A 14,988-nucleotide genomic window follows, 5' to 3' on the forward strand; every position below is an offset into this window, starting at 1 on the left:
TTACCCTTAAAGGCTTTCCTTCATTTAAGGATTTTTTTAGCTTTTCTACTAATTCCTCTTCCGGAACGATTTCTGCAACTCCCCTTTTAATTATCTCAAGTTGACGCTTTAATTCGTCCACTGGCATCTCCTTCCTATGCATGGTATATTCTAAGCTTAATATTTATTATGTATTATTCCTTAATTTTCCGTCAAGGTAAAACTTTTTCAATACATCTTTCCCAAGATATGTTATAATTTTTTTTAAGTAAAAGGAGGTCTTAAAGTGGAAAAACAACGAAAAAGAATGCCAAAGTGGCTTTTAGTTTCCCTGCTGGTATTTACTCTATTATTTTTTATTGGAACAATTGCCGTGGGTAGTTATATTTATTATTGTTTAAAAGACGTACCCTCTTTCTCTCCCAAAATGCTGGAGTTGTCTGGAACCACTTTAATTTTTGATAAAGACAATAATATAATTGCTGAAGTCCATGGCAGTGAAAATCGGATACCTGTAAAAATAAAAGAAGTTCCGGAGGTTGTTAAGAAAGCAATAATCGGTGCTGAAGATGCCCGCTTTTACCAACATCACGGTATTGATTTAAAAGCTATTTTAAGAGCAGCCCTGGAAGATTTAAAATATGGAGCTCCGAAAGAGGGAGCAAGCACAATTACCCAGCAGTTAGTTAAACTTACCTTTTTAACCTCAGAAAAAACCCTAAAAAGAAAAATTCAAGAGGCATATTTAGCTATCCAGCTCGAAAGAGCTTTTACCAAAGATGAAATCCTCGAAATGTATTTAAACCGTAGTTATTTCGGTGAAGGCGCTTACGGAATAAAGGCCGCCGCCCAAACTTACTTTGGCAAAGATTTAGATGAATTAACTTTAAGTGAAGCAGCTCTTTTAGCAGGCCTACTTCCAGCACCAAGTCGTTATTCTCCTTTAAACAACAAGGAGCTGGCGCTAAACCGGCGCAACATTGTCTTAAATAAAATGGTTCGAGCAGGCTTGATAACTGAAGACCAAGCCAGAAAAGCTAAAAGCGAACCTTTAATCTTAAACCCCAATCTTATAGACAAAAGTCACCATAAATATAAATATCCCTATTTTGTAGAATATGTAATCGAACAGCTTACAGAAAAGTTTGGAAGTGACCGGGTTTTTCGCGGTGGACTTAGAGTTTATACAACCTTAGACCCCAAAATTCAAGAAGCTGCAGAAAAAGCGTTATCAGATCCCAAGAACTTCCCCAAATCCAAGCGGGATAAAGATGGAATTTTACAACCTCAGGGTGCAGTGGTAGTTCTTGATCCTAAAACAGGTGAAATTAAAGCAATCGTTGGAGGGCGTGAACATAATCAGCTACGGCAGTGGAATAGAGCTACCAGGACCAAAAGGCAACCGGGTTCAGCCTTTAAGCCAATCATTGCCTACGGTCCGGCCATTGAAAACGGCATGTCTCCGGCTACAGTAATTGATGATAGACCTATTAAATACGGCAAACATTCTTTTGTCAATTCCAATGGCAAATATCGGGGATTAATCACTTTAAGGACTGCTCTTACTTATTCAGTAAATACCGTTGCCGTACAACTTCTCGATAAAGTTGGCTTTGCTGAAGCATTTAAATTTGCAAAAAAGCTTGGCATTGAGCTAAATCCTAAGCTTGAATCAAACCTCGGGGTTGCCCTTGGCGGTCTTACGGACGGAGTTACCCCTCTTCAAATGGCAGCCGCTTACGGAGCCTTTGCCAATAATGGAATTTATGTAGAACCATCGGCGATAATCAAAGTCGAATCAGCCACCGGCGAAATACTCTATGAAAATAAACCCAAAAAGCGGATAGCCATGAAACCGGAAACCGCTTTTATGATTACTTCAATGCTCGAAGACGTTATTTTTAAACCGGGAGGTACTGGTTCCGCTGCACGGTTAGACCGACCGGTTGCCGGAAAAACGGGTACAACCGATGAAGGAAAAGACCTCTGGTTTGTGGGTTATACTCCCGATTTAGTCGCTGCCGTCTGGGTTGGCCATGATAAACCTCAACCGATTCCCGGAGGATTCGGCGGTATCTATCCAGCCAGAATTTTTAAAGCAATAATGACTGAAGCTTTAAAAGGAGTACCAAAATCTGACTTCGAAAAGCCCAACGGTATTATCAAAGCCACTGTATGTGGAAAATCAGGACTTTTACCGAGTAGTGACTGCCCTCAGAACCAGTTGGTTTATGATTATTTTGCCAAAGGAACAGTACCAACCAAAATTTGTAATGTCCATGTAAAAGCAGAAATTTGCGCTGATTCCCATTTGCTGGCAACAGAGTATTGTCCCAATAAGCTGACCGTCAGCTTAATTGATCTACCCTATGAAGTTCCGAGTTACGTTTTAGACTACTCATTAAGGTTACCCAAAGAAAAATGTAATATTCACGGTCCGGGAAGCCAGTCTTCAACTCAAGAGGTAGAAGTGCCCATTTGCACCGATCCATCCCACAACGGTCAGGACTTCTTGGCTCTAATTCCCAAAGCCGGTGAAAGCGGAGGTTGTCCACCCCAATATGTTACCGTTAAAAAGTTTCCCAAAGATAAGGTACCAAAAGTTTACTGTGATATACCGGAACATCAAATAAAACCTGCCCAAGGTAATGACAATCAAACAACACCTCCCGGCAATAATCAAACAACCCCTCCTAACAATTAGGAGGGGTTTACTTTAAATATACCTCCGTTGCTTAATTTTCTCTTGTTGTAGGGCAATTTAGAGGCCTTGAGGGGTTTACTTTAAATATACCTCCGTTGCACCATCTCCCCCTTGATTTTGCGGTGCAAAATTAAATTTTTTCACAAAAGGAACTTCCCGTAAATAATCCCATAAAAATTTTTTTAACGCACCGGTACCCTTCCCGTGAATAATTCTAACCTTCTCTACCCCGGCTAAGTAAGCATTATCTAAATATTTTTCCACCACCGGTTCGGCCTCAAGGGTATTCATACCCCGAATATCAAGCTCTAAATTAAAATTTTGTTTTTTGGTTAATTCTAAGCCTGCTTTTTTAACCTGCCCCTTCTCGTTTTCTTTTTCCTGTTTTTGCGCGGGCCTTATTTGATCAAAACTTACATTTAACTTCATTATCCCCGCTTGGACTATGGCATAATTTTCTCCAACAGCTAAAACTTCCGCTTTTTGTCCAACTTCAACCAATTCCACCGTTTCTCCTACTTTGGGCCGATAAGGTTTTATTGGTTCAAAAGGCAAGGCAAAATTTTGCGAGAACTCTTTAGTTTTCTGGCGTGCCTCTTCAAGAAGTTTTGCCAAATTTTTTTCCTCATAAGTCTTAATCTTTTCTTTTATTTCCTCAATAACAAGCTTACCTTTCCGTTCAATTTCCAAAAGCTTCTGCTGATACTTTTCCCGGTACTTTCTAATAATTTCTTCTTTTGTTTTTTCAAGATTTTCTAATTCATCATTAAGCTTAGCTTCTTTTTCTTTGAGGGATATTAGAAGATTTGCTACTTCTTCTTTAGCCTTTTCTAACTGCCGCTTCTCTTGCTCAACGTCAAAAATAAGCTTATCAAGTTTCAACTCTTCTTCCTTCAAAAAGCTTTTAGCTTTTTCAATTATTTGTTCTTTTAGTCCCAAGCCCTGGGCAATATACAAAGCATTACTCCGTCCCGGTTTTCCAATGTGTAAACGATAAGTCGGTTTTAAGCTTTCAGGATCAAATTCGACCGAGGCATTTTCAACCCGCTCGGTCTCTATGGCATAAGCCGCAAGTTCACTGGTATGGGTGGTTGCAACTACTTTTACCTTTTTTCCCCGAAGTTCTTCCAGAATTGCTTTGGCCAATGCAGCTCCTTCCCGGGGGTCAGTACCGGTCCCCAGCTCGTCTAACAATACCAAGTCTCCTTCCCGGGCATTTTCTAAAATAAATTTTAAATTTAGCAAATGAGAAGAAAAAGTACTTAACGATTGAACGATACTTTGCTCATCGCCAATATCAACATAAACTTCTCCAAAAAGGCCAATTTCTGTCTCCGGGGAGGCAGGAATAAACAAGCCAGCCCGAGCCATAATGGTTAAAATCCCTATAGTTTTTAAAGTAACAGTCTTACCGCCCGTATTGGGTCCGGTAATAATTAATAGGTCAAATTCTTTCCCCAGAGTTAAGTCAAAAGGTACCGCCTTCTTTCCCAGAAGGGGATGACGGGCCTGTTTAAAAGATAAAACACCGTTTTCAGAAATTCTTGGTTTATACGCATCTAACTCTAAAGCAAGACGCGCTTTTGCCACAATCAGGTCAATTTCCCCCAAAAGCTCATAAGTACGTTTGATTTCCGTTAAATTACAAGCTAAACGTTGGGTAAAATCTTTGAGGATTTTTTCAATTATTTCCTTTTCCTGTAATTCTAAGGTTTTAAGTTCGTTTCCCGCTTCTACTGCACTGTACGGCTCAATAAATAAAGTTTGGCCTGTATTAGAACGATCGTGGATAATTCCCGGTACCTGACTTTTATAAGAAGCTTTTACCGGTAAAACGAACCTATCTCCGCGTACGGAAATAAGAGGCTCCTGCAAATATTTAGCAAGTTCAGGTTCTTTTAGATATTTTTCCACTGCTTCTCTCATTTTGTCCTTTAAACGGGCTATCTGCCCCCGAATCCTTTTTAATTCTGGAGATGCTTCATCTTTAACAGTTCCTTCAGGCCAAAAACTTCTTTCAATATCTTTTACAAGAGCTTCATCAAAAAAAAGCAATTTAACTATTTGCTTTAGCCGTGGAAATGCACCGCGACTAATCTCAAAAAAAGTATCTTTAGAAACTTTAAGCAACTGACCTAAACGATATATTTCTTGCCCGGTTAACATGCTTTCTTTAGAAAGTTTTAGAAAAATTTCGGAGAAATCCGAAAGCACACTTAAATCTACCGTTTTAAATCGCAAATAGGAAAGTCCTTCTTCAACCTCCAAAAGCTTTTCCTCAATAATCTTGCTATCGGATAGCGGTCTAACTTTTAAAGCCAGTTGTTTTCCAGGAAAAGATTCGGCTTTCTGCCAGAGTTTATTAATAATATCCGGAAATTCAATTTTTTCCAAGGTTTTTTGATTCATTTCTTACTCCGCTCCTCGAAAATAATGCCCGGTGGTAAAACCTTCAGGATAAAGGTGTTTAAGAGTTTCCAGACTTGTAATCTCCGGTTCATATTTTTCGCCCAAGTTATTTAAACGTTTAATTTCTTTTCGCCAAATTTCCACCACTTTATACACTTTATCCGGATCTTCTGCAGGAAGTTCAAGGCGTAAATATTCTATACCTGGAAGTTCGGTGAATTCCGAGAGATTTTTTAAAATGTTTAACTTTTTATTATTAAAAATATGCATTCGGCAAAATTGGTCAGTTTTTACAGGAAATTTGACCCCTAACCGGTCTTTTAAGTAATAATCCCCCAAAAAGCATGCCTTACCACATCCTTTTTCCCGGGTCATTCCTCCCGCCACAGATCCTATAACGCAGTATTCACTTACCATTAAAGGTAAATCCCCAAAAACCACTGCTTCCTTAGCCATTCCAGCAAATCTTGCCGTTTCCTTAAGCATTTTAAAGGAAAGCTCGAGGGAAAGTGTTGCTCTATCTATCGACCAGCCGTGCAAAACCACCTCGGTCAGTGAATTAAAAACATTAAAAGAAAAATCCGCAGCAAGCCTGTATCCGAATTTATTGGCATAAAAAATAATACCGGGATTTCCCGCTAAGATTCCCGAAAAGTTGTGATCCTTTTGCATTTCTTCGAAAAATAATTCTAATTCCTGGTCTTTAGTAATCCTTGGGACGTGAAGCCAAACTTCTTGATAATCCTTTTTCACTGAAAATATTTCCGCATAATTATACGGTTTTTTAAAAAACCTTTCCCCCGCTAAATAAACAATATCGGCCCCTGCCCGCAAAGCATTAATGGCTGCCTCGTTACTTCCAACTTTTACCGTAAGTTTAAAAATGTTTTGTTTTTGCTTATTACTTACCGGTAAAAAAAGCTTTTGGCTTGTAATCTGTCTCTTATACTTATTTATAATCATAGCCGAAAGTTTTTCAATTGCTTTTCGGCGAAGTTTATTTAATTCACTTGCGGGAACTAAAACCCCTTCCTCCAAGCCTTCCGCAACTGTTTCACTGAGTGAAAATGGGGTATTACCAAGGCGATTAAGCTGGTCCTGCAAGTACTTCAAATTTGCAGGATGTTTTAATGCAGTTTCAACAACATACTCCGACTCAACTTCCACCCGGTGGCCAAAGCCGTCAGAAAGAATTAATCTCAATGGCTCTCCCCTTCGGGCAATTACTTTCGCCAAAAGCGGAAATTTTCTTATTTCCCGCTCCCTGGTAAAACTTTCCCTCGCCTCTTCCAGCAAGCGCCGACTGGAAGTCTTAAATACCCGGTCCTGGGGAAATACCCGCTCCGGAAGATAAAATTCCACGAGGTCACCTTTTTCTGCCCTATCTACTTTTTCCTTACCCCGGTAGAGGGAGCCAATTTCTACTCCAACCCTTCCTCCTTTTTTAACCCAAATTTCTACCCCGTCTCCTTCTTCCAGACGGTCCTCTAACTTCACCCGAACGCTATTTTTACGTTCATCATACCCTACAACCCGTCCGACAAAAACCCCTCGATTATTGGGACGCTGGTAACTCATTAATTCCTGCCCGGGTTTTCCCAAAAGATATGCTGTTGAAAAATTTCTATTAAAAATTTCACGTAGCTTTCTATCCTGTTCTTCACTAACCCGGAAATTTTGCGGGTCATTAAAATATAAATCTATCAATTCACGATAAACTTTAACCACCGTCGCCACATACTCCGGTCGTTTCATCCGCCCTTCAATTTTAAAGGAATCCACACCGGCTTTTATTAGTTCGGGCAAAAACGCACTTAGATTTATGTCTCGAGTACTCAAGAGATACTCGCCTAAATTCTCCCCGATTTCTTTTTCATCTTTAATTAACCTATAAGGTAAGCGGCAGGGTTGAGCGCACTTCCCCCGATTACCACTGCGCTGGCCAATTATACTGCTCATTAAGCACTGGCCCGAGTAAGAGATGCACAAAGCTCCATGGATAAAATGCTCAATTTCTATCCCAGTTTTCTTCTTTACCTCCTGAATTTCAAAAAGCGATAACTCCCTGGCTAAAACAACCCTTTTTATTCCCAGCTGTTTAATTAAGGAAATCGCCTCACTGTTATGAAGCGTCATTTGGGTACTGGCATGAATATTTAAGTCAGGAAAATACTCTCTAATTACTTTCGCCAGCCCTAAATCCTGGACAATTACAGCATCTGCCCCTTCTTTATAGATAAGTTGTAAAAACCTGAATACTTCTTTTAACTCGTAATCAGTAACTAAAGTATTTAAAGTAATGTAAGCCTTTACTCCCCGTAAATGACAGTAATCAATGGCTTTAACTATTTCTTCATCAGTAAAATTTTCGGAAAAATGACGGGCATTAAAAAATTTACCCCCAAAATATACCGCATCTGCTCCATTTTGCACAGCAGCTATTAAATTTTCATAAGCTCCTACTGGTGCTAAAAGCTCTGGTTTTTTTAACATTTTTTTACCCCCTAAATAGGTAAAAGAGCGTGGCCTAAACCACGCTTACCTTTTAACCCTAATTAAACCTGAAGTTGCAATTACCTTAATTCCATTTTCCTCAAGCTTGTCAAGCCACAAATTCATCCCCAGGGAGTCGCTGGCCATATGCCCGGCAACTACTACATTTATATTATGCTTTTCTGCCTCTTTTTTATGTTTTTCCGATATATGCATGGTCACAATGGTGCCTACATCGGTAGTAGAAAGTTTGGCAAACATTTCATCGGAACCACTGGTTCCTCCGGTCATATCTACAAAGATTTTGCCGCATCTTCTTTCCGGTGCGCCCACAACTATGGTGGGACCAGCCCCAATTTTGGTCGCTTCTTTATATTCCGGTAACTCCTTCAAGAAATCAACAACTTCTCCTACCGTTTCAGGTTTTTTCTCGTTAAAATAATTGGTTAAATAAGTAGTTACAAGATTATCCGCAGGAGTATGGACGCTCATAAAAGCAAAGCCCAAAAGCTTCGCCGCATCAATGGCGCGGTTATGGTTTAAAGGCATTAAACCGCGCTTTACCTCGCCAATTCTCGGTGCCATTATTCCTTCAGCTACATTTATGGGTACGCCAAGCTGATGTAAAATATCTTCCTGAAGATGCATTACTTCATAAAGCTTGGCAATCCCCGAACCTTCCGGGTGGTGGGTTATTATTAAATCTATTTTTGTCCCCTTTTCGGTAAGGCGATCAGCCAGTAATACTTCACCAACTTCCATATCAATCCCAACCAATGCGGTATGTATCTCTTGCTCTAAATCGCCCAAGTATACCCGGGTATCGCTATAAGGATTGGTCAGGTTTTCTAAGTCATACTCTTCTTTTTCCTTTTCCGAAAGCTTTTCATAACGCTTTTTTTCTTTTTCTAAAGCTTTTAATACTTGTTCTTTACCCCGTGGGTCACTTTCCATCCCCATTTTTACTGCTAACTCATAAATTTCTTTTAATTTCATTTTCCCACTCCTTATTTATTTTTTTGAAACATACTTATTATTCTTTAGGTAAAATCTATAAGGCAAATCCTTCCCCGCATTAATTCCTATCCGCGTCGTCACAACAATATCTTCTTCAGCTACCGGCTCCCCTTTGGTAATATATAAAATTTTACCCCCGGTCAAATCATGTCCGTTTAATTTTAAATCAATCGCCAAACCCTGGGTTAATTTTGCCGGTCCACTTAAAAGTTCTCTTTCACTTTTACCTCCACGTAAAGTTTTAATGATATCAATACCTTTTACCGGTTCTAAAGCTCGAATTAATACTGCTTCAGCCCGGCCTATAGCGCCGGTTACCACATTAAAACAATAATGCATCCCGTAAGTAAAGTACACATACGCATGTCCCGGCGGTCCAAACATCACTTCATTTCTTTTGGTTTTGCCCCTGTAAGCATGACAGGCCGGGTCATTTTGATGATAAGCTTCTGTTTCGACAATTTTGCCAATTAACAAATGTCCGTTATATTCCCGGACAAGATAACAATTTAGTAAATCTTTGGCGACAATTAAAACATCTCTGGCATAAAACTGTCTTGGTAAGAGCATAAGCACCTCTATTATAATAAAAAACTTAAATCAATTTGGCAATATTTTCTTATTTTCTCCTTAAAAATTTTTTTAGGGATTTTAAATCTTTGGCGTTTAAAACATCTTTTTTTGTTAAAAGAGCCTTTCTGGCTACAGTAACTCCAAATTGCAGGTCATTGGCCAGACGGTTGGTATCATGAGCATCGGTATTGATAGCAATTAAGACACCTTCACGGCGGGCATGGCTTACATATTCATCATTTAAATCTAATCTTTCCGGAGAGCTATTTATTTCCAAAGCCGTACTGTATTTTGCCGCCTGGGCAATTATTTCTTCAACATCAACATCATATTGTTCACGCCGTCCTAGCAACCTGCCGGTAGGATGACCGATAATATCCACATGTTCATTTTTAATTGCCTCAATTATCCGCGCCGTTTGTTCTTCTTTGGGGAGTTTAAAACCGGTATGCACCGATGCTACCACCACGTCAAGCTGCGCCAGCAATTTATCCGGTAAATCCAGAGAACCATCTTTTAAAATATCAACCTCGATACCTTTTAACACAGTAATTCCTTCTAATTCCCGATTTAACGCTTCTATTTCTGCAATTTGAGCTAATAACCTTTCTTCGTCAAGGCCTTTGGCCACGGTTAAACTTTTTGAATGATCGTTTACAGAGATATATTCATAGCCAAGCTTTTGTGCCGCTAAAGCTAAATCTTTAATAGAATTTATTCCATCACTGTGCTGCGAATGAACATGTAAATCCCCCTTAATATCGGAAGCAGTAATTAAATCATCCGTATCCGCTTCTTTTAAAAATTCCAGCAATCCCTCAGCAGTCCGCAATTCCGGTTCAACATAAGGTAAGCCTATGGATTGAAAAATCATTTCTTCATCACTATAACTTTTATCCAAAACCCCAATAGCTTTTACAAAATTTTCAGGACCAGTGGTCAAGAATAACTTATTCCCCCAGCTATTAAAAGTGGCAAAATCAATTTTAACCTTATATCCTTCCGGGGCTAAAAAGAGCAGTCCATCGTTTTGGTCAAGGAGCTTAAAACCAAAATTCCCCATAAGTTCTGTAAATTTTTCCTTCGATCCATTAAAAATTATCAAAAAATGATAATAGGGAATTATTTCTTCTTTTAATCTTAAACTACCTGTACTACTTACTTTTTCTACACCGGGTAAGCTTTTAATAAACTCTAAAATTTCCGTTTGATTACGGCTATACAAGCTAATGGTGATTTTTTCCTGCCATTCCCGCGCTGAAGCTATCCCCACTAAAATTTGTTGCTCGGTTTTACTGCCTATTCCCGGAATTTCCTTTAGTTTATGAGCTTTTGCTAAACTTTCTACCTCATCGAGGGTATTAGGTCGGTAAGTTTCATATATTTGCTTAGCTGTTTTTACCCCAATCCCCGGTATTTTCAATAAATCAAAAATAATTAGCGGAATTTCCTCTCTTAGTTTTTCATACTCACCAATACGTCCCGTTCGGTAAAATTCCAAGATTTTTTCTCTTAAATTTTTTCCAATCCCCGGCAATTCTTCAAGGCGGTCTTCGCTGATAAAGCGTTCAAGGTCCTTAATATTCCGCAATATTCTGGCAGCCTGGCGATACGCATTAATTTTAAAAAAATTTTCCTCCTTATATTCAAGCATCAAGGCCATTTCATCAAAAATACGACTTAGTTGTAAACTTATCATTCTTTGTCCCTACTTTCTTCGTTTAAAGCAGAAGCCAACTGGTCATATTTTTGTTTTAAATCCTTCAGTTCTTTTTCTAAGGTTAAACCAAGCAAGACATAGTTCCAGTGCCAGGGAAGCTTCGGGTACTTTTCCTTTAGCTCTCTAATTCTTTCATCCAAATTCCGAGCAAGCTCCACCACTTCTTCTTCCGGTAACTCACTTTTTAAATAGTATTTTTCCCCGTCAATCTCCACTTCAATTCGTTTCAATTTACCACCTCGTTTTCTAAAGAAAGTTTTTTAAAAATACCCCCGAAAAGCCGGGGGTATTTTTAAAAGGTCCTCAATTTTGCACCAGTTTTAGCCTCTAAAGCTTTCAGGACTTGGGCCATGAAATTATTAATTTCTTCCTCGCTTAAAGTCTTTTCAGTTGAGCTAAAGGTTAGTGAAATAGCAATACTCTTTTTGTTTGGACCAAGCTTTTCGCCTTCGTAAACATCAAAAATCTCAATATTTTTCAATGTATTAATTGCTAAACCTTTTATGACCTCAATGAAAGTGGCAGCAGGAATTTCCCGTTCCACCAAAAGTGCAATATCCCTTTTGACCTCGGGATAGGGGGATAAAGGAGTATATTTTTTCTCCGCCGGAATCAAAGTTTTTAAAAGGTCATAATTTAATTCAAACACAAGGGGAGTATTTTTAAATTCATACTTTTTTTGGACAAGAGGATGCAGTTCACCAAGATAGCCAATTTCCGTATTTTCTAAATAAACCCGGGCTGCCTTTCCTGGATGAAGAAAGGGCAGGTCTTTGGCCGCAGAAAAACTAAAGTTATTAATCCCCAGGGAAGTAAACAGGCTTTCTAAAATACCTTTAACATAATAAAAATCGTATTTTCTGGGCTTATTATACCAATCGCCATATCTATAACCAAGGGCAATACCGCCAATTAGTTTGGTTTCTTTGGGTAAGTCTTCGCCATTTTTTTCAAATACATTTCCCATTTCAAAAAGTAACAAATTTTCCTGTTGACGATTTTCATTTCTTTTAGCAATATCCAAGAGTCCGGGTAACAAAGTAGTACGCATGACCGACTGTTCAATGCTTAATGGATTTAAAAGTACTACACTTTTTGTAAGCACCTCGTCCACAGAAAGTCCTAATTTATTATAAGAGTCCGGATTAATAAAACTATAAGTAATGATTTCCTGCATTCCCAAAGCGGTTAAGAGATTTTTTACTTTATACTCAAAATTATACTCCGGAGAAAAGCCAGTGGTGGTTATACCAATGGGCATGGTATCCGGAAAATTATTATATCCCAGATAACGGGCAATTTCTTCATAAATATCAGCTTCCAAAGAAACATCCGGACGGTAACTCGGAACTTCGACAAAAATTTTCTTTTCACCTATAGTAACTCTAAATCCCAAAGACTCCAAAATTTCAACAACCCGTTTGGCATCCAAAGAAATACCTAAAAACTCTTCGGCTCTGGAAAGGCTAACAGCAATTACCTTTGGTGTAAATTTTTTGGGATACACATCCCCATATCGACCCTGTATAGTTCCCCCAGCTAATTCGCAAATCATTAGTGCCGCTTTAATTAATGCCCTTTTAATCCCTTCGATATCCACATTTTTTTCAAACCTCTGCGACGCATCGGTGCGAAGCCCGAGTTTTCGGGCAGTTTTCCGGACCGACACCGGATTAAACCAGGCTGCTTCAATAAAAACAGTTTTTGTATCATCATCCACTTCGGTATTTTGCCCGCCCATAATTCCGGCTACCGCAATGGGTTTTTCCCGGTCAGCAATTACCAACATTTCGGAAGTTAATTCCCTTTCTACACCATCTAATGTAGTAATTTTTTCTCCCGCTCTGGCGTTTCTAACAATTATTTCCGGCGAAGCAAGCTTATCTAAGTCAAAAGCATGTAAAGGCTGACCGTATTCCAGCAAAATATAATTGGTTACGTCAACGATATTATTAATTGGGCGAATCCCGGCCTTTCGCAGTCTCTGTTCGAGCCATAATGGCGAAGGACCTACCTTTACATTTTTAATCACAATACCCATGTACCGCCCACAAAGTTCAGGATTTTGAATCTCAATGGAAACCGGACAGCTACCATTATCAAGAGGCAATTCCGGCTCAGCCAGTTTTAACCTGTGGCCGGTCAAAGCTGCTACCTCCCGGGCTACACCCAAAACCGATAAGCAATCTCCGCGATTCGGGGTTAAATCCAGTTCTAAAAGGTAATCGTCAAGCTCCAGAACTTTTTCTATTTTTTCACCCACCGGTGCTTCCGGGGGTAAAAGCATTAAACCAGGCTCCGCACCTTTTCTTTCCAAAAGTCCCAGTTCCTCCGCCGAAAGTAACATTCCCTGGGAAACAACTCCCCTAATTCGCCGTTCCTCAATTGTTATACCGTTAGGCAGTTTAGCCCCGGGAAGAGCAAAAGGATATTTAAAACCGGCAAAAACATTTTTGGCACCGGTAACAACTTCAAAAATTTCTTTTCCGGTAGAAACCTTTGTTTTAAAAAGCTCCGTTCCAGGAAGATTTTCTACTTCAAGCACTTCACCAACAACAACTTTTTCATAATTTCCTATATAGGTAACTTTTTCTACCGCAATTCCCACCGAAGTGAGCTTTTCTCCCAGTTCCTGGGCGGTATACGGTATCTCACAAAACTCCTGCAACCAGTTATAGGAAATATTCACTGAGAAGCCCCCCTTAAAACATCTGCAAAAACCTTATGTCATTATCGTAAAAAAGGCGTAAGTCATCAATGCCGTACAAAAGCATGGCAATCCGTTCTAACCCCATTCCAAAAGCAAATCCTGTAACCACACTGCTATCATATCCGGCCATTTCTAAAACCCGGGGATGCACCATACCGGAACCTAAGATCTCCAGCCACCCCGAACCTTTGCAAACTTTACAGCCAATACCGCCGCAAATAACGCAAGAAATATCCACCTCAGCGCTGGGTTCGGTAAACGGAAAGTAACTGGGTCTTAACCGCATTTTAGTTTTGGGTCCAAACAATTCTTTAATAAAGGTTAATAAAACTCCCTTTAAATCGGAAAAACGAATATTTTTATCAACCGCAAGTCCCTCACACTGGGCAAACATCGGTGAATGGGTAGCATCATCATCCCGGCGATAAACTTTACCCGGCGAAATTATTCTTATAGGCAGGTTAGGCGCATACTTTTCCATTACCCGTACCTGTACCGGGGAAGTATGAGTCCGTAACAACACTTCCTCGGTAATATAAAAGGAGTCCTGCATATCCCGGGCAGGGTGGTCTTTAGGTAAGTTAAGGGCTTCAAAATTGTAGTAATCTTTTTCAATTTCCGGGCCCGTAGCCACAGAAAACCCCATTGAAGTAAAGATTTCTACTATCCGATGCTGTACTTGAGTCAGAGGATGGAGCTTGCCGAGTTTCAGAGAATAACCGGGTAGTGTCACATCAATTGCCTCTTTACTCAGTTTCTCTTCCAGGGCCTTCTGCAAAAGCTCCTGCTCTCGTTTCTCCAAATCTTCCTCTATTAACTTTTTTACGGTATTAATCTTGTGCCCCGCTTCGGGCCTTAGTTCCGGAGGTAAATTTTTTAAATTTTTAAGAGCAAGGGTCACTTCTCCTTTTTTCCCCAAAAACTTGACCTTTACCGTCTGCAGTTCATTTAAATCGGAAACTCTAATTACTTCTCCTAAGTATTTCTGCCACAGTTCTTCATTATGCAAATTCAATCCCTCCTATATAAAATTAAAAGCTTTCGCCCGTTTTAGGGACGAAAGCTAAAGTTCCGCGGTACCACCCTACTTAGCCATAAAGCTCACTCTGCAGAAAGGGTTATCCCTTTCTTACTTGCTAACGGAAGAATCCGTTGCCGCCTACTTACCTTTCAGCGGAAAGCTCACGGGCGAACTTCAGTCGGCCTGCCATAAAAGGGCTTTCAGTCCGCGGCCCTTTCTCCCTGGATGGTCAGCATCCAACTTACTCCTCCCGGTCATTGCCTTTTATAGCTAATTAACTTTTTATAAATTAAGTAAGCTGTCAAGGAACCGGTAGCCTCAAATACGCTCCACCAAAACTTTGCTAAATACTCCCCCATGCC

General features: G+C 39.7%; 10 protein-coding genes and 1 other annotated feature (1 of these 11 cut by a window edge). Of the genes, 1 reads left to right on the forward strand and 9 read right to left on the reverse strand.

Annotated elements, in window-relative coordinates; genetic code table 11:
- Positions 1 to 127, reverse strand: partial view of a tyrosine--tRNA ligase gene (tyrS, locus tag CHY_RS07290; protein WP_011344465.1) — the start only. It extends 1,109 nt beyond the left edge of the window; only the first 127 of its 1,236 coding nucleotides appear in the window; the start codon lies at positions 125 to 127; the stop codon falls past the left edge of the window.
- Positions 128 to 265: 138 nt separating this feature from the next.
- On the opposite strand from tyrS, the gene CHY_RS07295 reads away from it, so the two are divergent.
- Positions 266 to 2,683, forward strand: coding sequence for a transglycosylase domain-containing protein (locus tag CHY_RS07295; protein ID WP_162485073.1), 2,418 nt, complete (start codon positions 266 to 268; stop codon positions 2,681 to 2,683).
- A 75-nt stretch (positions 2,684 to 2,758) separates the two neighbouring features.
- On the opposite strand, the gene CHY_RS07300 is transcribed toward CHY_RS07295, so the two are convergent.
- The 8 genes from CHY_RS07300 to pheS all read right to left on the reverse strand — a co-directional run bounded on the left by CHY_RS07300 (position 2,759) and on the right by pheS (position 14,620).
- Complete coding sequence (locus CHY_RS07300; RefSeq protein WP_011344468.1) at positions 2,759 to 5,092, reverse strand: endonuclease MutS2; 2,334 nt, start codon at positions 5,090 to 5,092, stop codon at positions 2,759 to 2,761.
- Positions 5,093 to 5,095: 3 nt separating this feature from the next.
- Positions 5,096 to 7,585 (reverse strand): DUF3656 domain-containing U32 family peptidase, encoded by a 2,490-nt coding sequence (locus CHY_RS07305; protein ID WP_011344469.1) that lies wholly within the window; start codon positions 7,583 to 7,585, stop codon positions 5,096 to 5,098.
- A gap of 45 nt (positions 7,586 to 7,630) precedes the next feature.
- On the reverse strand, positions 7,631 to 8,581 hold the full coding sequence (locus CHY_RS07310; RefSeq protein WP_011344470.1) for a hypothetical protein: 951 nt from the start codon (positions 8,579 to 8,581) through the stop codon (positions 7,631 to 7,633).
- A gap of 15 nt (positions 8,582 to 8,596) precedes the next feature.
- Positions 8,597 to 9,172 carry a DNA-3-methyladenine glycosylase gene (locus tag CHY_RS07315; RefSeq protein WP_011344471.1) on the reverse strand — a complete coding sequence of 192 codons (576 nt, stop codon included), beginning with the start codon at positions 9,170 to 9,172 and terminating at the stop codon, positions 8,597 to 8,599.
- Positions 9,173 to 9,221: 49 nt separating this feature from the next.
- Positions 9,222 to 10,874: a DNA polymerase/3'-5' exonuclease PolX gene (locus CHY_RS07320; RefSeq protein WP_011344472.1), complete on the reverse strand. Its 1,653-nt coding sequence runs from the start codon at positions 10,872 to 10,874 to the stop codon at positions 9,222 to 9,224.
- Positions 10,871 to 11,125 carry a cell division protein ZapA gene (locus CHY_RS07325; RefSeq protein WP_011344473.1) on the reverse strand — a complete coding sequence of 85 codons (255 nt, stop codon included), beginning with the start codon at positions 11,123 to 11,125 and terminating at the stop codon, positions 10,871 to 10,873. The genes CHY_RS07320 and CHY_RS07325 overlap by 4 nt, the downstream gene beginning before the upstream one ends.
- 62 nt (positions 11,126 to 11,187) lie before the next feature.
- Complete coding sequence (gene pheT, locus CHY_RS07330; RefSeq protein WP_011344474.1) at positions 11,188 to 13,584, reverse strand: phenylalanine--tRNA ligase subunit beta; 2,397 nt, start codon at positions 13,582 to 13,584, stop codon at positions 11,188 to 11,190.
- Between the two features lie 13 nt (positions 13,585 to 13,597).
- Positions 13,598 to 14,620: a phenylalanine--tRNA ligase subunit alpha gene (gene pheS, locus CHY_RS07335; RefSeq protein WP_011344475.1), complete on the reverse strand. Its 1,023-nt coding sequence runs from the start codon at positions 14,618 to 14,620 to the stop codon at positions 13,598 to 13,600.
- Positions 14,621 to 14,654: 34 nt separating this feature from the next.
- Positions 14,655 to 14,893 (reverse strand) — a binding site (T-box leader).
- Positions 14,894 to 14,988 lie beyond the last annotated feature (95 nt).

This window comes from Carboxydothermus hydrogenoformans Z-2901, from assembly GCF_000012865.1.
Lineage (GTDB): Bacteria > Bacillota > Z-2901 > Carboxydothermales > Carboxydothermaceae > Carboxydothermus > Carboxydothermus hydrogenoformans.